Origin of the sequence: Rhizobium sp. CCGE531 (genome assembly GCF_003627795.1) — a bacterium.
GTDB lineage: Bacteria > Pseudomonadota > Alphaproteobacteria > Rhizobiales > Rhizobiaceae > Rhizobium.
The window spans coordinates 997,727-1,016,223 of sequence record NZ_CP032685.1; the positions used below are offsets into that span (position 1 = coordinate 997,727).

Genomic DNA, 18,497 nt, shown 5'->3' on the forward strand with positions numbered 1-18,497 from the left:
TCAACACCCAGAACATGGAGAAGATCATGGGTAGACTCGAAGGAAAAGTTGCGCTCGTCACCGGCGCCAGTCGCGGCATCGGCCGCGCCACTGCCAAGCTGTTCGCGGCAGAAGGCGCCAAGGTCGCCCTGCTGTCGCGTACGCCAGCCAGCGTCGAGGCTGTCGTGGCGGACATCGAGGCCGACGGCGGCATCGCGTTGTCGGTTCCCGCCGATATCGGCAAGGCCGATGAGATCAAGGCTGCTGTAGACAAGGTGGTGGCCGCCTATGGCTGGCTCGACATTCTCGTAAACAATGCCTTCGATCCGTCTGTTCCCTACTCATCCATCCTGGAACTCTCGACGGATCAGCTACAGCGCAATTTTGACATCGGCCCGATCGCCTATCTGCACTTCATGCAGGCGGCATATCCGCACCTCAAGGCGAGCGAACAGGGCCGCGTCATCAACTTCGGCTCGATGGCCGGCGTGATCGGCCTCGCCGGTATGGGTCCTTACAACATGGCGAAAGAGGCCGTGCGGGCGCTCACGAGAACGGCCGCACGCGAGTGGGCTGCGGACAAGATCACCGTCAATAATGTCCTACCGGTGGCTGAAACATGGGGGCCTGAAGCCAATGTTCCACCGCCGACAAACCCGCTCGGCCGTTACGGATCGCCGGAAGAAGACATCGCGCCTGTCGTTCTCTTCCTCGCGAGCAAGGATGCGCAATTCCTGACGGGCTACACGCTCACGCCTGATGGCGGCTTACTCATCGATAGCGCGCGCTGATCGGCAACGACTACGTCAAGATCGTCCGACTGGCGGCGGCAATGCCATAGCCGCCGAACGGGCAAAACCCGGCGCCCAAAAGCGCCCGGGTTCCCGAGTATCCTCGAGCTTAACGGCGCGGACCGAAAGGACGAAGCGCCATGTGGCGGTTGACGTCCTTGTAGAGCAGGTAGCGGAAGGGACCGGGGCCTCCGGCATAGCAGGCCTGCGGGCAGAAGGCGCGCAGCCACATGAAGTCGCCGGCCTCCACCTCGACCCAATCCTGGTTCAGACGATAGACGGCCTTGCCTTCCAGCACGTAGAGGCCGTGCTCCATGACATGGGTTTCCGCGAAGGGAATGACGGCGCCGGGCTGCAGGGTGACGATCGTCACATGCATGTCGTGGCGCAGGTCGGAGGGATCGACGAAGCGGGTAGTCGCCCAGCCTCCGTCGGTGCCCGGCATGACCGACGGCGTGATGTCCTTCTCGTTGAGGATGAGCGGCTGCGGATGATCCAACCCCTCGACAGCCTCGTAGGCCTTGCGAATCCAGTGGAAGCGGGCATGCGCGCCCGCGCGGTTGTGCAGCGACCACTTCAGGCCCGGCGGCAGGAAGGCATAGCCGCCCGGCTGGAGGACATGCTTGCCGGAGGGCAGTGTCAGTTCGATCTCACCGTCGACGACGAAGAGCACGCCTTCGGCCTCGGCATCCTGTTCCGGCCTGTCGCTGCCGCCACCCGGCGCCACTTCCATGACATATTGCGAAAAGGTCTCGGCGAAACCAGAGAGCGGCCGTGCGATCACCCAGCAGCGGGTATCGTTCCAGAAGGGCAGATAGCTGGTGACGATGTCCTGCATCACCCCCTTGGGGATGACGGCATAGGCCTCCGTGAATACCGCCCGCCCCGTCAGGAGATCGCTCTGCGGCGGATGACCGCCAAGAGAAGAATAGTAATTTCTTTGCATCGTCTGGATCCTTCATTCTCATGGTTTCGCGGAGGCTGCGGCATGTGCCTCCGCCATATAGCGGATTGCGCTACAAGCGGAAATGCCGCGTCACGTGGCCCCCGCTTTCTCAAGCAATTTCACTATCTTGTCGTAGCCGCGGCTGCGGGCATGCTGAAGCGGCATTACGCCGTCATTGTCGGCGAGATTGACGTTTGCGCCGGCAACGATCAGCAGTTCGACGATCCGAACGTGAGGTGGACCGCCATCGCTGAGGATGATCGCCTCCAAAAGCGCCGTCCAGCCGAGCCGGTTGACATGGTCGACATCGACCCCGGCCTTGATCAAGGTATCGACCGTTTCGACATGGCCGCGCTCGGACGCGGGAATGAGCGCCGTGCCGCCATAGCGATTGATGCTTTTGAGATCCGCGCCATGAGCAAGCGCGAGCTTGAGAATATCAAGATGGCCGCGGGCGCCGGCATAGAGATAGGGACTGTCCTCAATCTCGTCCTTGGCATTGACGTTAGCGTCTGCCTCGATCAGCGCCCGCGCGGCCTCCACCTTGCTGCCATGCGTCGCGACAAGCAGTGCCGTCGCGCCGCTTGCGTCTCGCGTCTCGATGTCGGCGCCGCTGGCGAGCAGTTCCCGGATGGCGGCGACGTCGCCCGCTGCGGCCGCCTTGTGTAATCGAAGATCCATTGTATCGCCGAAGGCAAGGAAAGGAGTGCAGACAGCCGTCAGGAAAAGCCAGGCTGACAGCAAAAATTTCAACATGCCTCATCTCGTTGGTGTTTCTGTCTGAACCTAGCAGGGAACTCCGCTCCAGAAAATCGAATATCCAAGCCGGGACCGCTGAGAAAATGAAAACACTTTCAGGATTTTCCGTTGCTATGACCGAGCCATAGCTTCACCGTTTTCCGCGCCAGCCCTTGTCCGCCACCACGACCGAGGGAGGGATGGAGCCGATCTCCAGCCGCACACAGAAGCCTTGGCCGGTGTCGGGGAATAAAACTCTTCCACCGTGGATCTCGGCCGCCTTCTTGACCAGATTCAGTCCCAGGCCAGCTCCGGAGGAACTGGCATTGATGCGGCGAAATGGCTCAAAGACACGATCGCGCTCCGCCAGCGGTATGCCTGGACCTTCGTCGCAGACGTCGATCGTGCCGGCTGCACCGACCCGAACGACAATCGAACCTTTTCCTCCCGCATGATCGATCGCATTTCGGATCAGGTTGACGACCGCCATCTCGATCGTCGAGGTCTGGATCACAAACACCGCTTCCTCGGGGCTCGGCTCGAAGTCGAAATCGTAGCCGGCATCCATCGCAATCGGTGCAAGATCGGCGGCGATGTTCTCGACCACGATATTCAGATCTTTCTTCTCCGCGCGCAGCTCGACCGCGCCGATGGCCTGCATTTCCAGAAGTTGATGCGCCACGCGGGAGAGGCGGTCGATATCGTCCCGAAGCTGATGGCTCACCTCGGCCTCGGGGAGAAGATCGGCCCGCGTCCGCGCAATCGCAATCGGCGTTCTCAGCTCATGCGCGGCGTCGGCGAGGAAGCGATTGTGCCTCTTATAGCCTTCATCCAGCTTCGAAAGCGCATGGTTGAACGCGTCCACCAGCGGGATGATCTCGGTCGGAACCTTCGAACGCTCAAGCCGGGCTGAGCGCGTATCGAAATCGATCGCCTGCGCCTGTGTTGCCGTTTCCACGAGGCCGCTCAGCGACCGGCCGACGGCGCGTGGTGTGACGAGCAGCGTTGCGATACCAGTGAGCGCCAGTATGGGAAACACACCGATGAAGATGACGAATGCCAGGGCCGGCAAGACACTCAACCAGTGGATTTCGCCATGCGGACCCTTGGCGACCTCGACACGCATATTGATCCACACATTGAGGCCGTCACTGTCAAAGCCTCGTTCGGTGGCCGCCATGATCTGCAGCTTGCCAACCGAGGTATCCCGGTTCTCGACCGTGGCATGCGCACCGTTGCCCGCTTCCACCCTCGCCCGATCGATCGTCCGGGGAAAGCCTTCCTTGAGAGCGGCTGTCGGTATCTCTCCATATTGAAGGAGAAGCCCCTTGTCGTCCCGGACGGTGAACCAGAGCTCCGGATAGCGCCGCTTCAGCTCGACGACCTCTTGAGTCTCGGCCACCTGCAGCTGCCCGTCATCGTCCCTTGTAACCTGTTGCGCGACGACGCGGACGGCCTCTTCGTTGGCATCCTCCAGCTCCGGATTGATGATCCAGATCCAGCCAACGAGAAGAACGAAGAAGAGAACGAGGATAAAGGCCTGCAGGGCGATGAGGCGCTTTATCAGCCCCCAACGCAACGACCGGCCGCGCTCTGTCTTCATGCCTTCGTCCGGACGAGATAGCCAATGTTTCGAACGGCTCTTATCTCGACCGTGGCTTCGGCCAGCAGGAGCTTCTTTCGGATTCGCGAGATGTGCGCGTCCAAGGCATTCGATCCGATTTCGTCCTCCAATGCATAAACCGCCTCGACGAGGTTCGGCCTCGTGACGATACGGTTCGGACGGCGCATCAGCGCCTCCAGCACCAGGTATTCGCGCCGGGGAAATTCGACAAGCGACCCGGCAATGGAGATTTCATTGCTTCGCGGATCGACGCTCAGATTGCCGAAGCTCAGATATCTGTCGGAAAGCGTGGGGCCGCGTCTTTGCAGAGCTCGCAGGCGGGCGAGCAATTCCTCGATTGCGAAAGGCTTGGCAAGATAGTCGTCGGCACCGCTATCAAGTCCGTCCACGCGATGGTCGACCGTGCCGAGAGCGGTCAAAACAAGGATCGGCACGGGGTGCCGGCGTTGACGAAGCGCAGCAACAAGATCGAGGCCCTCGCCATCCGGCAGGCGACGGTCCAGGACTAGGACATCATAGGTGCCGACGCGGGCCATGGCCTCGGCATCCGCAATCGTCCGGACGTGATCGGCGAGCACATCGCGGCGCCTCAATGCCTCGAGCAGCGCTCGAGCCATTTCGGGCTCATCCTCAAGAAGCAAGATTCGCAATGACTTTCCCCCCAAAGAACGGCGCTTGCCATCCTTTGCCCCACTGACAGCCAAAGATTGCAGCTACATTACACGCGGATTTAAGAAGTGGTACTGGGTTGCGCCGGTTGTTACAGGCGGCGGGACATGGCCGAGACGTCTGTCGCTAACTTTCCAGCAAGCGCGCCAGCATCCGCCTGATGTGATCCTGGCCGCCAAAGAAAATCGCGGCGACGACGATGGTCCGACGTTCCTCGATCGGCAGAAACCAGACGGCAGCCTTGTCTCGCCGCATGAAGCGAATACCGGGATGGATATCCGATCGCAACATTCCGATGTAAGGCGTCTCGACCAGCCGATCGATCGCCAGACGAAGCTCGCGAATACGGTCGGCGCCACGCTCCAGCGCTTCCTCGGGCGCATCTCCGAGGTCGAGATAGACGGCGAACAGATGATCGAAGATCAGCTCGAAATCGCGATCCGCCTCTCTTGAATATTCAAGGTTCCACACGAAGAGCTCGCCGCTTCCGCTCGATCATGCTTTCGATCCGCTCTTCCATGTCCGTTACAGAGATTTTCGGCCCATCGACCCGGCGCTGGATGAGCGCGCGGAGCGCCTCCGTCTCTGCCGCCTCCGCCTCGGTTTTTTGCCGAAGCAGCTCCAGGCCCTGTTGGAGGACGGAACTCAAGCTGGAATAGCGTCCCGCCTCGACGAGCGAGCGGGCAAATGCATCCTGCTGATCGGTCAACGATATCGACGACTTGACGCTCACTGGCTATCTCCTTCAAGCGTTAAAGTGCTACCCAGTCGCACATATGTCAAGGCGTCGCATCAAGACGACCTCGGGCCGAGGTTACTGCCGGCGCTTCGCAGTGTCGTTGACGCCGCCCAGATCCGGCGCAATCCCATAACTCATATTCTTCATCTGCTGGATGACGCGCGCCATCTCCTCGTCATCGAGAATGGGGGGTTCGCCGAGCGTCAGTGCCTGAACATAAAGGCGCGACAGGGTTTCGACTTCGATGGCGAGCGCAAGCGCGGCCGCCGGCGTCTTGCCGAGCGAGATCTGTCCATGCTGACCAAGCAGGCAGGCAAGCCTGTCCTGCAGTGCCTCGATCGCCGCATCCGAAAGGGCTTGCGTGCCGAAGGTGGCATAGCGCGCGCAGCGGATCGTCGTGCCTCCCGCGACACCGGTCATATAGTGGAAGCTCGGGATGGTCTTGTGGTGCACGGCAAGCGTGGTCGCGTAGACCGAATGGCAATGGAGAACGCAGTCGATATCCTGGCGGGAGGCAAGGATATCGCGATGAAAGCGCCATTCCGACGACGGCCGGCGTTCACCCTCGTAACTGCCGTCAAAATACATCTGCACCAGATCCTTCGGCTGCATCATGTCATAGGGAAGAGACGTGGGCGTGATCAGGAAGCCCTTGGGATTGCGCACCGACATGTTGCCGGCCGTTCCCTGATTGATGCCGGACGCGTTCATCCGGCGGCAGATCGCTACCATTTCCTCGCGCTGGGCGTTGTCGTCATGTGTCGTCACGATATTTGCTCCATGGTCTTGATCAGCGCCTGCCAGCGGCGCTGATAGGATGAAAGTTCGGGAAAGTCGGAAATATCCGGCGCCTCGGCTGCCAGCGGCGCGGGCGAAATGCGCTTTTCATGGGCAGCGAGCATGGCAGCGCCTGTCGCCGTGCCCGTCGTGCTGCGGCTCACAAGCACCCGCCGGTCGGGCAAGAGCGCCGCAACGGCGGCGCCATAGAGAGGATCGACGACAAAATTCCCGTCGAGCACCACTGTTCCCGCAGCAGGCAGATCCCGGATGCAGTCTGCCGTCAGCAACGCCGAATAGAGCACGGCGAGCGTGAAGCGGACGTCTCCTTCGTCTGCAAGCGGACCCTCCAGGCGGCCATGGTGCGCCGTGCCGGGAAAGAGCCCGTCGTCCGAGCCGAAGGTCGGCAGCGCAAAGGTGCCAGAGGTAACGATCCTCCGCAGTGCCTGCAACGAGGCCGGTCCCGGAGCCTTTGCGGCGACGGCGGAAAATTCACGCCCGCCCATGGTCAACATGCCGGGCATAGGATTGCCGAACACATCGGCATTACAGGAATGACCGGGCAGCTCGATATCGAAATCGACACCCAGGCAGTCCGTGAGCGCAACGATCCACGTGCCCGTCGAAATCACTATGAAATCGGAGAGGTCGGCCGCCTGGTAACGGTAGAAGTTCGCCGAGGAGTCGTGCACGCCGCACAGGATACGCGTCGTTGCCTTCAGGCCGCTGCGCCCCGCAAGCTCCGGCTTCAAAAACCCAAGCGTTTCCCAGGCCCGCCGCATCGGCGGCATCAGGCGCTGCCAGCCGCGGCTTGCAACGAGTGCGGCCGGCCGCCCGTCGGCCGAGGCCCAAAGATGCGATTGCGCCGCCAGGCTCGTGACCTCGCTGGACAGGACCCCTGACAGGCGGAAAGCCCAATATTGCGGGGTGGCGAGATAGGCGCTGGCAGCCGCGAATGTCTCCGGCCAGTGCATTTCCTGCCAGAGCATTTGCCGCGCGAGATGCGCCGCGCCCAACATGATGGCGCTGGCCCTTTCGCGATAGGGGCCAACGATCGCCCTGTAATAGGCGTCGACATCGGCGGGTATGGGCTGCTCGTAGTCGATCATCGGCATTGCCGCACCTTGTCGATCGACCAGCACGCCTCCGGAACCATGCGCGCAGGTGACGATCGCGTCGATATCGTGGCGTTTTCCCAATGCGGCCAGACTATCGATGAGCCAGTCTTCCAGCTCATCGAGGTCATGATGGCGATAGGGCGGCGCCTCCTTGACCCAGTTCGGCGTCAACAGCGTTTCGAGCACGCGACCGTCGTCGCTTGCCGCCGATAGCTTCACATTCGTCTTGCCGATGTCGAAAACCGCGACGATGCTCATTTCGGACCGAGAAAACGTGTTGGCAGCAGCCCCATGAGATAGGGCCGCGCCGTCTGAACCATGGCGACGAAGATGAGAATGCCACCCCATATCGCGACCGTCAGATAGTTGCTGAGGCCGAACTGGTTGAAGCCCGAGGATATCACCTGCAGGATCGCGAGCGCCAGCATCAGGCCGCCGGCCGTGCCGAAGCCGCCGAACGGATCGACGCCGCCGAGCACGGCCGCAAGGATGGTCACCAGCAGATAGGATTGCGCATAATCCGCGCTGGCCGAATTGAACGTCGCCAGCATGACCAGGGCGGCGAAGAAGCAGATCACGCTCGACATGACGTAGACGCCGACCAGCACCCGGCGCGTGTCGATCGCCGAATAACGCGCCGCCTCGATATTGGAGCCGATCATGGCGCAGGCGACGCCGAAGGCGGTGCGCCGCAATATGAGGCTGACGATGACGGCGACGACGATCAGCAGCAGAAAGATCATCGGCACGCCGACCATGGTGGTCGTGCCGATACGGCTGAAGCCGTCCGGTATGCCTGACAGTGCCATGCCGCGCGTGAGATAGATGCTGATGCCGTCGATCAGCGACTTCGTGCCGAGCGTGATCAGGATCGGATGGACGCCGGTATAGGCAATGAGCAGGCCGGTAACGAAGCCGATGAGCAGGCACAATACGAGACCGGCAACAAGCGCCAGAGCGATCACGGCAATTGCCGTCCCGGTGCCGCTAGCAGGCGGGATCAGGCTCTGCATGGTGAAGGCCATCAGCAGCGCGCACTGGTTCGTCGTCGCGATGATCGCCAGATTGAGGCCGCCCGTTATCAGCGGCGCCATCATTGCCAGAGACAGAAGTCCGAGCAGCGGCATCTGGTACATGAAGGATTGCAGCGTGCCGATCGAAGCGAAATTCGGAATGAACAGGGAAAAGCCGGCGACCAGAAGAATCAGCAGGATGACGAGACCCATGTGAGCGCCTGGAACGCCCGTCCGCATACGCGCCATCAGGTCGGCAAGGCTGCTGTTGATGTTATAGAGAACTGGAGGTTCAGCCATTGGACGGCGCTCCTGCGATGATGCGGTGGCGGCGGCCCGGACGCGAGCTGATCACGGTGATCGAGGTCGAGACCAGAATGGTGATGCCGATGACGATCTGGAAGAAATAGGAGGAGACGCCAAGCAGGTTGAGCCCGTTCTGCAGGACGGCCAGCAGCACGATGCCGAGCAGCACGCCGGGCACGGTGCCGATGCCACCCGTCAGGCTGGCGCCGCCGAGCACCGCGGCGGACAATACCGCAAGTTCGGTATTGTACATGGCATTGGGCACGCTTTCGCCGACCCGGTGCGCTTGCAGCAGGCCGGCTACCGCCGCCATCAGTCCGAGATAGCCGTAGGCGACGAATTGCAGCCGGCCGATATTCATGCCGATGCGCCGTGCGGCCTCGCCATTCCCGCCCATGGCATAGAGCTGGCGCCCGACGGAAGACCTCTTCATCCACGCCCAGGTGAACAGCGTCACCACCACCATGGCGACAATCGGCAGCGTCACGCGGACGATATCACCCGACGCCGTCTCCATGCGCCAGAAGACGATGCGGTTCGTCCACCAGTCCGGCAAGGTGTAGATCGATTTGCCGCCCGAGAAATACATCAGCAACGAGAAGCTGACGCTCATCATGGCGATCGTGGCGATGATCGATGTGATGCGCACATAGTGGACCAGCAGCGCATTCAGGCAGCCGAGGCCAACGCCGATCGCCAGGCCGCAGACGATGACGGCGGGTGCGGAAAATCCGAACTGCGTTGCCAGCAGTGCCGCGCAATATTGCGCCACGGAGGCGGTTGCCGCGAAGGAGATGTCGATGCCGCCCGAAACCAGCACGACGAAAAGGCCCATCGCCATAATCGCCTGCACGGAATAGGTTTCGAGCAGATCGATGATATTGGCGAGCGTCAGGAAGTCTCGCGCCGTCAGCGAGAAAACGAGCACCACCAGAGCGATGACGGCCAGCAGCCATGTTTCGGGGCGTCGCTTCAATTGCGCCACGAAGGATGATCCGGCCGTCTTGCTGTGCTCATGCATAGATGCGTTCCTTCATATCGGCCTCGCTGACGTTCCCGGGCACCGCCTCGCCGACAATGCGGCCGGCGCGCATGTGCAGAATGCGGTCGCAAGTGGCAAACAGCTCAGACACTTCGTCGGAGATGAGAATGATGGCGACGCCCTGGCGGGCCAGATCGGCCACCACGTCGTAAATGCCCTGCTTGTTCTTGATGTCGACGCCGACGGTCGGGGAATCGAGGATCAGAACCTTCGGCCGCGTGGCGAGCCATTTCGCCAAAACGACCCGCTGCTGATTGCCGCCGGAAAGCGTCTGCACGGCACGATCGGCGGAGGGGACCTTAATGGCGAGCCGTTTTACCCAATCTTCGGCAAGCTGCCTGCGTGTCTTGTCGGGAATAAGCCCCAGCCGGCTTGCCATGCCCCGCATGACGGCGAGCATGATGTTGTCGCCGATCGACTGTTGCAGAATGACGCCGAGGCTCAGGCGATCCTCGGAGACATAGGCGATGCCGGCACGCACCGCGTCACGATTGGAGCGGAGCGAAAGCTGCCGGCCATCGAGGCGGATGCTGCCGCTTTCGGCACGATGCATGCCAAACAGCGTCAAGGCCAGTTCGGTGCGGCCCGATCCCAACAATCCGGAGATGCCCAGAACCTCTCCACGATGCAGGGTGAAATTGATGTCGGCGAACTCGCCGCGACGCGACAGACCGCCGACCTCGAGAACGGGCGCGGCCTCGCCCATATCGCGGGCGACGATCGCATGATCGATATCGAGCCCGGTCATCAGATGCGCGATCTTCTTCTCGCTCATCTGATCGGCAGGCCACGTGCCGACCTTGCGGCCGTCGCGCATCACGGTGACGCGTTCGGCGATCTCGACCACCTCATCGAGCCGGTGGGAAACGAAGACGACGGCAATGCCGTCCGCCTTGAGCCGTCCGACGATCCCCAGCAGACGGTCGACCTCCGCGCGCGTCAACGACGCCGTCGGCTCATCCATGAAGATCAGCCGCGCCTCGGCTGCCAGGCCGCGCGCAATGGCGACGATCTGACGCTCGGCCACCGAGAGATCGGAGACCACGAGATCGAGATCGAGCGCAAAGCCGAGCCTTGCTAGGACGGTGCTGGCCTTCTCGCGCATCTGCTTCCAGTTGACCGCTTTCACGAGCCGGTCGAGATGGCTCTCGACGGCGATGTTTTCGACAACGGACAGATTGGGAAAGAGGGACAGGTCCTGAAAGATCACCTGGATTCCCAAAGCCTTGGCACCGGCTGGATCCAGCGGAAGAACCGGCTTGCCCTCGATCTCGATCATGCCTGCCGTGGGCGGATGCACGCCAGCCACGGTCTTGATGAGTGTCGACTTGCCGCAGCCGTTTTCACCAACAAGGCAATGGATTTCGCCGGGCCGCACGTCCCAATCGATCTCCTCCAATGCGCGCACGCCGCCGAACCGCTTGGACAGTCCGGTCAATCGCAGAAACGGAATATCGTCGCTCATCGATCCACTCCGATTGAGGCAGGGCGGCCGGCGGCGGCATTTGCGCCAACCGCCGGCCCTCGGGAGGAACGCCTAGAGACCGAGCGCTACGAGCCGGTCGATATTTTCCTTATCGAGCGACTCCAGCTTCTGGGCCTGAATGAGCTTCTTGTCGGGATAGACGCGAACCTTGCCGACGCCGGTCAGCTCCATATTGTCGGTCGGCTCCTTGCCGGCGGCCAACAGGGAAGCGAGCTGGACGAAGATTTCGCCTGCCGTCATCGGATTCCAGATGAAGCCGCCGCGGATCGTGCCGGATTTGACGTATTTGACGCCCTGCCCTGGCGAGAAGCCGCCGACCAGCACGATCGACTTCGCCTTTTCGCGATCGTCGAGAACGCGCGCCGCGCCGATCGGCCCCTGCGAGCCGAATGTCAGGATGCCCTTGAGATCCGGGTGTGCGCGCAACTGATCCTGCGTTGTCTTGAGGCTTTCATCCAGGCTTTCAGCCACGCCGAAGCGGTCGCCGAGCATCTGCATCTTCGGATATTTCTGCTTCTGATAGGCAATCGCCGCGTCGGCCCAGGCATTATGCAGCGGAACCGTCAGCGAACCGACATAGACGATATACTTGCCTTCCTCGCCCATCTGCTTGGCGAGCAGATCCATATGCGCCTGACCGTAGCCTTCGATGGTCGTCAGCTCGAAGTCCCAATCCGCCTCCTTCTGGCTCGGACCTTCATGGGCCAGCACCTTGATGCCGGCAGCCCGCGCGCGGCCAAGAACGGGATCGAGCGCGGCGGAATCATTCGGCACGATGCCGATGACGGCGACCTTGCGGGCGATCAGATCTTCGATGGCACGCACCTGCTGCGCGGCGTCGGCTTGCGTCGGCCCGACCATCCAGGCATTCGCCTTGAATTCCGGTGCCGCCTTCTTGATGCCGACTTCCATGGCATTGAACCAGGGAATGCCGCCGATCTTGACCACGACGCCGACCTGCGGCTCGGCCGCCTGAGCGACACCGATCGTCGCACCAAGCGTACCGGCAACGACGGCGCCGCCTATTCCGGTGAGTATGGTTCGTCTTGTAACTTCCATTTTTCTCCTCCCAGTTTCGTGTTACCCGCCTCCTCAAGCGGGCTCCGCGGCGTCGAACCACGGATCTCGACGGCGCAGCGCAGGCGCCGTGTAACCGGTTTTCCGGCAGAACCGGTCATGCGCCGCAACAACAGCGCCCAGGCCTGTTCGGCCATTTCCTCGACGGGCTGGCGCACGGCCGTGATGCCGGGTGCGACCAGCTGCATCCATTCCATATCGTCGAAGCTCGCAAAGGCGAGATCGCCGGGCACGGAAAGCCCGATCTCCGCCATGGTGCGATAGGTCAGGAGCGTCGTGCCGTGATCGAGCGAAAACAGCGCGCCAGGCAACGGGCGGCGGCGAAGCCGCTCTTCGAGACGCTGCGCGCCGTTGGCATCATCGATGCCGATTTCCAGCATTTCGACATGCATGCGCCTGGCTGCCGCCTGTACGCCCTCCCAGCGTTCGCGCACATTGCTGATCGAAAGGCTGCTGCCGACAACCATGCAATCACGATAGCCCTGCTCATCGAGATGGGCGGCGATCGCGCCGGCGGCCGGACCATTATCGACGGCAATGAGATCGAAGCCGGCCGCGTCCGGTATGCGGTCGGCAAGGACGATCGGCGCGAAAAAGCCGTTTGGCAGCCGCTCGGCAAAGGCGCCGTCGCAGGGAATGACGATCAGACCAGCCGGGCGCCAGGCGCGGATCTTGCGCAGGCGATCGGCCTCTTCCTCGGCGTTGTTGCGTGCGGACACGACGACCAGATCATAGTCGTCGAGGCGCGCCAGATGCTCCAGCGTCGAGACGAAGGAGGCAAACATCGGATTGGTAAGATCAGGCACGACGACGCCAACAAGCTGCGTCTTGCGCGAGCGCAACCGCGAGGCGCCAAGATCGACAACGTAGCCGAGCTCGCGCACCGCATCGTTCACGCGCCGGGCAAAATCGGGCGAGACGGTCGGCTTGCCGTTCAGAACATTCGAGACGGTCGCCACCGAGACGCCCGCCCTTTCGGCCACCATCTTTATGGAGGGAGTTCGCGATTTCGACATCTTGCCCTCCTCCACTATCAATCTCCGATTGAGCTTACGAAAATTCTGGTGAAACGTTTTATTGTAAGCTAAACCTGTATATGTGCGGTGTCAACATGAACGCTTTTAAGTATAAAACGATTCATGTCTTTCGCATTGCAGCAATTTCTTTTGCATCCACGAAACCGGGAGGACGATCATGAACAAGCTGGGAGTTCACGCGCTGGTCTGGGAGGCTGGCTGGGGCCGCGACGAATGCGCCCGCGCAATCGCAAAGAGCGCCGAGGTGGGCTACGATTTCATCGAGGCGCCGGCGCTCGATCCCAGCCTGATCGATCCTGAATTCACCCGTCGCCAGCTGGAAAAAAGCGGCATCGGCATCAATTTCTCGCTCGGCCTCGATTTCGACAGCGACATCTCAAGCGGCGACAAGGAGAAGGGTCGGCGCGGCAAGGAAAAGCTGGAACAGGCAATCGCCGTCTGCCGCGATTGCGGCGGCGACTATATCGGCGGCATCCTGCACTCGGCATTCGGGAAATATTCCGAGCCGACGACGGCCGCGGGCGTCGCACAATCGGTCGACATTCTGCGTCAGGTGGCCGAGACGGCGGCAAAAAGCAACATCACGCTCGTTCTGGAAGTGGTCAACCGCTACGAATCCAATGTCCTCAACACGGCCGCCCAAGGCGTGGAAATGTGCAAGCGCATCGGCATGCCGAATGTGAAGGTGCATCTGGACGTCTACCATATGAACATCGAGGAATCCGACATTCAGGCCGCCATTCTCGAAACCGGCGACCATCTCGGCTATTTCCACACCGGCGATTCCCATCGCGGCTATATGGGCTCGGGCACGATCGACCTCACCGGCGTCTTCAGGGCCCTCGTCCGCTCCGGCTACAAGGGACCGATCACCTTCGAATCCTTCTCCTCCCGCGTCGTCGGCCAGCCACTCGAAGGTATTCTCGGCATCTGGCGCAACCTATGGGATGACGGACGCGATCTCGCCGAACATGCGCTGATGTATACGAAGGCGCAGCTCAAGGCCGCCCAGGAAGCCCAGCGTCAGAGCCAGCAGCGCAGCCGCCTGCCCTGATAGCCAACCGGCTTGGACATTCCGTGAACGACATTCCATCGGGCAGGCGCAGCGGTTCCCCGCTTGCGGCGGGGTAACGCATGCGAAATGAGATTGTTGCCGCGCACTTCCTTCTCCCCTCGGGGCTATTGGATTCACACATTGTCGGCGGCGGAGAGGAGGAGTGCTACGCCGCGCTTGGCGGCCTGGAACTGTTGCCATCCGTCGAGCATGACGATCGGTCCTGGCTTTCCGTAGTAGCCGGTCCATCCGCCGAGGCGGGCGCAGACCCAGGCGGCATAGGCCAGCGACCCTCTGGGATGGGGGTTCTTCTGTTTGGCGGTCTTGCCCTCCAGCTTGGCGCAGAAGGCTTCCAGCAGCGGCTGGTCGCTTGGCTCGAAGGCGTCTTCGATGGGGCGCAAGGTGGCGCCGGGCGGAGCGCCGTCGCGGGCATGGACCAGTTGCTGCACGATCACGGCCGCGACGAAGGCAGCCATCACCAAATTGCTCAGCGCGCCCTCGTCCTCGATGCGCAGGCCTTCGATATCAAAGCCCTGCGTCTTCAGGGTGCGGAACAATTGCTCGATCGCCCAGCGACGGCGATAAAGGGCGATGACCGCCGCCGCCTCGTCGGCATCCGACACGGCATAGCTTGTCAGCAGCCGCCAATGGATCGGCGTCTCGCCCGGTGGTGCGGCGGTCTCGCGCACATCCACCAGATAAAGACGTACGCCATCCGGGGTCTTCCTGTAGATGCCGTTCTTCGGGGGCAGCAATGTCACCGCGCTGAAGCGGATCGCCAGTTGCGTGTCGCGCTCCTTGCGGCCCGGCTTGGCCGGCAGGCTAAAGGCTAGGTTGACCGCAACCGGCAAGGCATCCGCCAGACAAAGCAGCGACGGCTGGTCCTTGCCGAGGCTGCGGTCCCTCGCAACCCGGATGACGAGGTCGACATTGACGGGTCGGCGGGCGAAGGCCTCGTAGATATCGCTTTCACGGTCGGCAATGATGGTGATGTGGCGTGCAGCGGCGCAAACCTTCGCCGCACGATCGGCGCCCTCCAGCCAGCGATAGCTCTCCTTCTCCTCGATCGGACGCGCGCGCTGCGTGCCGCGCTCGCCCTGGTCGCGGCTTAGAAACTGCCCGTGGATTGCCCCGACGATCGCGCCATCGTCGGCGTCGACCCCGATCATCGCATGCAGATAAAGACCGCCACCGCCGTCGGAGCGGACCACCGTCGTATCCTGAATGGCCAGGATATGCCGATCCGCGCAGCGGCTAGCCGTGCGCAAGGCCGCCTCATCGATCATCGCCTGCGGATCGACCGCTCCATTGCGCAAGAACCGGCTCAAGCGGATCTCTCCGGCCCGATTGCCGCCGAGCTTGCGCACCCGCATTCCCTGGCCTGCCGTCGAAACCAGGCGCTCCAGCAAGAACGCCCCCCTTTTTCCAGCCGACGGTCGCCAAACCGTCCCAAGCTCAAATCATCCATCGCTCAATTCTCCTGCCGGCAGCAACAGAATCAGAACCTCATTCCATACGCAATTCCAAATGTGTGAATGCCATAGCCCCGAGGGGAGAAGGTGCTTACGGCGCCGACATGCCTCATATGCGATTACCCCGCCGCAAGCGGGAAGCCGCTTGCTCAGGCGGAAACCCCTTTGCTTTGCAGCGGCGACTGATGAACCACAATGCGCGCGTGATAGGGAATGCGCGCATAAAGATCTGTGACATCCTGATTGACCAATCGAACGCAGCCTGATGACGCTGCCTTGCCGATCGAGCGCCATTCCGGCGAGCCATGCAGACGGTAGAGCGTATCCTTGCCGTTCTGGAAGATATAAAGCGCGCGCGCACCCAGAGGGTTCTTGATACCCGGGTCCATGCCGCCATTGGCCACTGAATATTTCGCAAGTTCCGGTTTGCGGGCGATCATGTCGCCCGGCGGTTTCCAGCGCGGCCAATGCTGCCGCCAATGGATGACCCCCTCGCCTTCCCATGCGAAGCCGTCGCGGCCGATGCCGACGCCATATCGCATGGCGGTGCCGCCGGGTTCCACGACATAGAGGAATCTCGACGCCGTATCCACGACCACCGTGCCGGCCGGCTCCCCGGTCGGATCGGGAACGCGCTGCCGGTAAAATTTCGGATCGAGCTTTCGATAAGGGATCGCCGGAATGACATGGCCGCCATCCACCAGAGACGCATAGCGAGCTTCGAGTTCCGGATCCGGCGCGATTGCGTTCTCAGCTTGCGAAGCGACGGGAACGACGGGCGGCATGCGAGCCGGAGCGACGATTGGCGTTGGAACCGGAGCCGTCGTGGCACACCCCGCAAGCGATGCAGTCGCGGAGATGGATCCGAGTATGAAAGCCCGTCGTGAGAGAGTCTTTTCGTTCTTGGCTGAGCGCATTTCGGTCCTGATAATCCTCACAAATTGGTGCCGCCCTTTCAGTCAATGAAAGCTGAAAGGGAAACATGTCTAATCATCCATGGCGATAACCCCATAGCCAATTGCGATCCATGATGGCAAGCATCGCCGATGCCGGCTGGCGTCAATCCGCACGATACGGTAACGCCAGCTGCCATATCGAAAGCTGTCTTCAGAGGTTCCGGGAAGATTCCAAGCCGGATTGATTTTGCTGACACGGCTTACGCTCGTCATGCACGGCCAGATCCCGTCTGGCCCGCGCGCTCGCGGCTTCGATCGGCTGCGCCTTCCCCTGCTCTGCGATAACAGCCCGCGCCCGCTCGATATCGACCATGTAGTCACGCGCCAGCGGCAGAGGAGAGACATTCTTCGTCAGCTGCAATTGCCAGTTCATGTGCCCCATGCGGAGGAAGGCGAGCTCGGATCCGATCAGATAGAATTCGAACATCCGACAGAATCGTTCGTCATAGAGTTTGGCCAGGGTGCTCCTGTTCTTCATGAAGCGATCCCGCCATTGCTCAAGGGTCTTGGCATAGTGGAGGCGAAGGATTTCGATGTCTGTCGTCCACAGCCCGGTTTTCTCGACAACGGACAGGACTTCGGAGAGCGCCGGCGAATAACCGCCGGGGAAAATATATTTTGCGATCCAGGGATTCGTGCTGCCTGGCCCGTCGGACCGGCCGATCGCATGGATCAGAGCAACGCCATCCTCCTTGAGCACGGCGCGGATTTTGTCGAAGAAGGCCCGGTAATGATTGATGCCGACATGCTCGAACATGCCGACGGAGACGATGCGGTCGACGGGCCGCGTCCAGGACCGGTAATCCAGCAGCTCGAACGTCACCATATGCTCAAGACCGGCGTCCTTCGCGCGCGCTTTCGCGGCCAGCAATTGCTCTTCCGAAAGGGTGAGGCCCGTGACCCGCGCTCCGAATTCCCTGGCGAGATAAAGCGCCATGCCGCCCCAGCCGCAGCCGATATCCAGAACCTCGAGGCCTGGACGATCGAGCATGAGCTTCGATGCGATATGCCGCTTCTTCTTGAGCTGCGCCTCCTCGAGCGTCTCGTCGCCGACAGGGAAATAGGCGCAGGAATACTGCCGGTCGTCATCAAGCATCAGCGAATAAAGGCGCGCATCGAGATCGTAGTGATGGGCAACGTTGCGCTTCGAGCGTCCGGCGAAATTCAGCTGATCGAGATGTCGGCGCAGCCAGCGCACCTTGTCCATGACCTTGCTGAAGGGGTGGGTGCCGCCCTCCTCCATATTCAGGACGAGCAAGTCCATCATTTGAAAGAGATCGCCGGAGCCCGGCTCGACATCACCGTCCATATAGGCCTCACCGAGCGCAAGGGCTGGATTGAAGACGAGGCGGCGTTTTGCGCGGGCGGTTTTTATTTTCATCGTTGCGCGCGGTTCCGATCCCGTACCGAAATTGCGCGTGGAACCATCGGGAAAAATGACCGTGAGCGTTCCGATTTTGATCAAGCTGGAAAGAGCTGCTTCTAGGAACATGAAAACTACCTGCTTATCGTTTCCTTGCGGGCGGCGCAGCTGCCCGAGGGCGGCCGAGAACCCAAGACGGTATTTCAATGCAGAAAGCGTACTACCTAATATGGTAGAATAGCCAAATCATTTGCGACATCAAGGTTGCGTGAACTTGATTGTGACAATGCCCATACGGTTGCATCGCCAT

18 protein-coding genes are annotated in these 18,497 nt (G+C 61.4%); 2 read left to right on the forward strand and 16 right to left on the reverse strand.

Annotated elements, in window-relative coordinates:
* Positions 1 to 26: 26 nt before the first annotated feature.
* Complete coding sequence (locus tag CCGE531_RS24135; RefSeq protein ID WP_120668458.1) at positions 27 to 770, forward strand: SDR family oxidoreductase; 744 nt, start codon at positions 27 to 29, stop codon at positions 768 to 770.
* A 109-nt stretch (positions 771 to 879) separates the two neighbouring features.
* Here CCGE531_RS24135 and CCGE531_RS24140 read toward each other — a convergent pair whose 3' ends face one another.
* From CCGE531_RS24140 to CCGE531_RS24200, 13 genes are all read right to left on the reverse strand, one after another.
* Positions 880 to 1,716 (reverse strand): bifunctional allantoicase/(S)-ureidoglycine aminohydrolase, encoded by an 837-nt coding sequence (locus CCGE531_RS24140; RefSeq protein ID WP_120668460.1) that lies wholly within the window; start codon positions 1,714 to 1,716, stop codon positions 880 to 882.
* Between the two features lie 90 nt (positions 1,717 to 1,806).
* Entirely contained in the window at positions 1,807 to 2,472 is a 666-nt protein-coding gene (locus tag CCGE531_RS24145; RefSeq protein WP_120668462.1) for an ankyrin repeat domain-containing protein, read from the reverse strand.
* A gap of 133 nt (positions 2,473 to 2,605) precedes the next feature.
* Complete coding sequence (locus CCGE531_RS24150) at positions 2,606 to 4,057, reverse strand: HAMP domain-containing sensor histidine kinase (RefSeq protein WP_120668464.1); 1,452 nt, start codon at positions 4,055 to 4,057, stop codon at positions 2,606 to 2,608.
* Positions 4,054 to 4,728, reverse strand: coding sequence for a response regulator transcription factor (locus tag CCGE531_RS24155; protein WP_120668466.1), 675 nt, complete (start codon positions 4,726 to 4,728; stop codon positions 4,054 to 4,056). The genes CCGE531_RS24150 and CCGE531_RS24155 overlap by 4 nt, the downstream gene beginning before the upstream one ends.
* Before the next feature lie 145 nt (positions 4,729 to 4,873).
* Positions 4,874 to 5,218 (reverse strand): type II toxin-antitoxin system RelE/ParE family toxin, encoded by a 345-nt coding sequence (locus tag CCGE531_RS24160; protein WP_120668468.1) that lies wholly within the window; start codon positions 5,216 to 5,218, stop codon positions 4,874 to 4,876.
* Positions 5,205 to 5,480: a type II toxin-antitoxin system ParD family antitoxin gene (locus CCGE531_RS24165; RefSeq protein WP_120668470.1), complete on the reverse strand. Its 276-nt coding sequence runs from the start codon at positions 5,478 to 5,480 to the stop codon at positions 5,205 to 5,207. Before CCGE531_RS24165 ends, CCGE531_RS24160 begins: the two co-directional genes overlap by 14 nt.
* Before the next feature lie 81 nt (positions 5,481 to 5,561).
* Positions 5,562 to 6,218: a class II aldolase/adducin family protein gene (locus tag CCGE531_RS24170; protein WP_120669400.1), complete on the reverse strand. Its 657-nt coding sequence runs from the start codon at positions 6,216 to 6,218 to the stop codon at positions 5,562 to 5,564.
* 32 nt (positions 6,219 to 6,250) lie between these two features.
* A complete protein-coding gene (locus tag CCGE531_RS24175; RefSeq protein WP_120668474.1) occupies positions 6,251 to 7,639 on the reverse strand; it encodes an FGGY family carbohydrate kinase in 1,389 nt (462 codons plus the stop codon).
* Positions 7,636 to 8,694 (reverse strand): ABC transporter permease, encoded by a 1,059-nt coding sequence (locus CCGE531_RS24180; protein WP_120668476.1) that lies wholly within the window; start codon positions 8,692 to 8,694, stop codon positions 7,636 to 7,638. The genes CCGE531_RS24175 and CCGE531_RS24180 overlap by 4 nt, the downstream gene beginning before the upstream one ends.
* Positions 8,687 to 9,721, reverse strand: coding sequence for an ABC transporter permease (locus CCGE531_RS24185; protein ID WP_120668478.1), 1,035 nt, complete (start codon positions 9,719 to 9,721; stop codon positions 8,687 to 8,689). The genes CCGE531_RS24180 and CCGE531_RS24185 overlap by 8 nt, the downstream gene beginning before the upstream one ends.
* Positions 9,714 to 11,207, reverse strand: a complete 1,494-nt coding sequence (locus tag CCGE531_RS24190; RefSeq protein WP_120668480.1) for a sugar ABC transporter ATP-binding protein — start codon at positions 11,205 to 11,207, stop codon at positions 9,714 to 9,716. Before CCGE531_RS24190 ends, CCGE531_RS24185 begins: the two co-directional genes overlap by 8 nt.
* A gap of 72 nt (positions 11,208 to 11,279) precedes the next feature.
* Positions 11,280 to 12,287: a substrate-binding domain-containing protein gene (locus CCGE531_RS24195; protein WP_120668482.1), complete on the reverse strand. Its 1,008-nt coding sequence runs from the start codon at positions 12,285 to 12,287 to the stop codon at positions 11,280 to 11,282.
* Positions 12,251 to 13,321 (reverse strand): LacI family DNA-binding transcriptional regulator, encoded by a 1,071-nt coding sequence (locus CCGE531_RS24200; RefSeq protein WP_120669401.1) that lies wholly within the window; start codon positions 13,319 to 13,321, stop codon positions 12,251 to 12,253. The genes CCGE531_RS24195 and CCGE531_RS24200 overlap by 37 nt, the downstream gene beginning before the upstream one ends.
* A 178-nt stretch (positions 13,322 to 13,499) precedes the next feature.
* On the opposite strand from CCGE531_RS24200, the gene CCGE531_RS24205 reads away from it, so the two are divergent.
* Positions 13,500 to 14,396 (forward strand): sugar phosphate isomerase/epimerase family protein, encoded by an 897-nt coding sequence (locus tag CCGE531_RS24205; protein ID WP_120668484.1) that lies wholly within the window; start codon positions 13,500 to 13,502, stop codon positions 14,394 to 14,396.
* Between the two features lie 134 nt (positions 14,397 to 14,530).
* Here the strand turns inward: CCGE531_RS24205 and CCGE531_RS24210 are convergent, their stop codons facing one another.
* The 3 genes from CCGE531_RS24210 to CCGE531_RS24220 all read right to left on the reverse strand — a co-directional run bounded on the left by CCGE531_RS24210 (position 14,531) and on the right by CCGE531_RS24220 (position 18,316).
* Positions 14,531 to 15,805, reverse strand: coding sequence for an IS4 family transposase (locus CCGE531_RS24210; RefSeq protein WP_245458850.1), 1,275 nt, complete (start codon positions 15,803 to 15,805; stop codon positions 14,531 to 14,533).
* 212 nt (positions 15,806 to 16,017) lie between these two features.
* Complete coding sequence (locus tag CCGE531_RS24215) at positions 16,018 to 16,785, reverse strand: L,D-transpeptidase (protein WP_120668486.1); 768 nt, start codon at positions 16,783 to 16,785, stop codon at positions 16,018 to 16,020.
* Positions 16,786 to 16,975: 190 nt separating this feature from the next.
* Positions 16,976 to 18,316 (reverse strand): cyclopropane-fatty-acyl-phospholipid synthase family protein, encoded by a 1,341-nt coding sequence (locus CCGE531_RS24220; protein WP_120668488.1) that lies wholly within the window; start codon positions 18,314 to 18,316, stop codon positions 16,976 to 16,978.
* Positions 18,317 to 18,497 lie beyond the last annotated feature (181 nt).

Excerpts from the sequence above, each read along its gene's own strand:
- CCGE531_RS24150 (WP_120668464.1), bottom strand. The coding sequence starts at position 4,057 with ATGAAGACAGAGCGCGGCCGGTCGTTGCGTTGGGGGCTGATAAAGCGC.
- CCGE531_RS24185 (WP_120668478.1), bottom strand. The coding sequence starts at position 9,721 with ATGCATGAGCACAGCAAGACGGCCGGATCATCCTTCGTGGCGCAATTG.
- CCGE531_RS24170 (WP_120669400.1), bottom strand. The coding sequence starts at position 6,218 with ATGGTAGCGATCTGCCGCCGGATGAACGCGTCCGGCATCAATCAGGGA.
- CCGE531_RS24220 (WP_120668488.1), bottom strand. The coding sequence starts at position 18,316 with ATGTTCCTAGAAGCAGCTCTTTCCAGCTTGATCAAAATCGGAACGCTC.
- CCGE531_RS24135 (WP_120668458.1), top strand. The coding sequence starts at position 27 with ATGGGTAGACTCGAAGGAAAAGTTGCGCTCGTCACCGGCGCCAGTCGC.
- CCGE531_RS24190 (WP_120668480.1), bottom strand. The coding sequence starts at position 11,207 with ATGAGCGACGATATTCCGTTTCTGCGATTGACCGGACTGTCCAAGCGG.
- CCGE531_RS24205 (WP_120668484.1), top strand. The coding sequence starts at position 13,500 with ATGAACAAGCTGGGAGTTCACGCGCTGGTCTGGGAGGCTGGCTGGGGC.
- CCGE531_RS24200 (WP_120669401.1), bottom strand. The coding sequence starts at position 13,321 with ATGTCGAAATCGCGAACTCCCTCCATAAAGATGGTGGCCGAAAGGGCG.
- CCGE531_RS24215 (WP_120668486.1), bottom strand. The coding sequence starts at position 16,785 with ATGCGCTCAGCCAAGAACGAAAAGACTCTCTCACGACGGGCTTTCATA.
- CCGE531_RS24180 (WP_120668476.1), bottom strand. The coding sequence starts at position 8,694 with ATGGCTGAACCTCCAGTTCTCTATAACATCAACAGCAGCCTTGCCGAC.
- CCGE531_RS24145 (WP_120668462.1), bottom strand. The coding sequence starts at position 2,472 with ATGTTGAAATTTTTGCTGTCAGCCTGGCTTTTCCTGACGGCTGTCTGC.
- CCGE531_RS24175 (WP_120668474.1), bottom strand. The coding sequence starts at position 7,639 with ATGAGCATCGTCGCGGTTTTCGACATCGGCAAGACGAATGTGAAGCTA.
- CCGE531_RS24140 (WP_120668460.1), bottom strand. The coding sequence starts at position 1,716 with ATGCAAAGAAATTACTATTCTTCTCTTGGCGGTCATCCGCCGCAGAGC.
- CCGE531_RS24195 (WP_120668482.1), bottom strand. The coding sequence starts at position 12,287 with ATGGAAGTTACAAGACGAACCATACTCACCGGAATAGGCGGCGCCGTC.